Here is a 774-nt window from a genome sequence, read left to right as displayed (position 1 = left end):
GTCATCGACGACAGTAAGACCATTCGACGTACAGCTGAAACCTTATTAAAGAAGGTAGGTTGTATGGTCATTACGGCAACCGATGGATTTGATGCCTTGGCAAAGATTGCAGATTCAAATCCAGACATTATTTTTGTCGATATTATGATGCCACGTCTTGATGGTTATCAAACTTGCGCTTTGATCAAAAATAACAGTGCTTTTAAATCAACCCCGGTCATTATGCTATCGAGTAAAGATGGTCTGTTTGATAAGGCTAAAGGCCGTATTGTGGGTTCAGATCAATATTTAACTAAGCCGTTTAGTAAGGATGAGTTGCTGAGTACGATTCGTAATCATGCACCTCAAAATGGCTAAGTAAAGGATTAACAATTCTCTCATCGCAAGATGAATTAAATGAGGGAGAGCTATGGCTCGTATACTTATCGTCGATGATTCACCAACAGAAATTCGCAAGATTTCAACAATTCTCGACCAGCATAAACACGAAGTAATTACAGCTGATAATGGCGCAGATGGCGTAGCCGTTGCACGTCAGGAACGTCCTGATCTTATTTTGATGGATGTTGTAATGCCTGGGTTAAACGGTTTCCAAGCAACTCGTCAATTAACGAGAACACCTGAGACCGCTGACATTCCAGTAGTGATTGTTACTACCAAAGATCAAGAGACCGATCGAGTTTGGGGTACGCGCCAAGGTGCGAAAGGATACTTAGTTAAGCCAGTTAGCGAAAATGACCTCATCGCTACCATTAACGAGTTACTTGATTAAAT

2 protein-coding genes are annotated in these 774 nt (G+C 41.2%); both read left to right on the top strand.

Features of this window, described 5'->3' with window-relative positions; genetic code table 11:
• Positions 1 to 357: PleD family two-component system response regulator (locus A3762_RS03850; RefSeq protein WP_068754183.1), on the top strand; the 357-nt coding region annotated here is incomplete at its 5' end.
• Between the two features lie 52 nt (positions 358 to 409).
• Positions 410 to 772, top strand: coding sequence for a twitching motility response regulator PilH (gene pilH, locus A3762_RS03845; RefSeq protein ID WP_068482902.1), 363 nt, complete (start codon positions 410 to 412; stop codon positions 770 to 772).
• Positions 773 to 774 lie beyond the last annotated feature (2 nt).

It is taken from the genome of Oleiphilus sp. HI0125 (assembly GCF_001635355.1).
Note: the sequence above shows the minus strand (reverse complement) of the source record. Positions and strands in the feature narration are given on the sequence as shown.

What these genes read in the sequence shown, in the direction of transcription:
- pilH (WP_068482902.1), top strand. Translation starts at nt 410, where the DNA reads ATGGCTCGTATACTTATCGTCGATGATTCACCAACAGAAATTCGCAAG.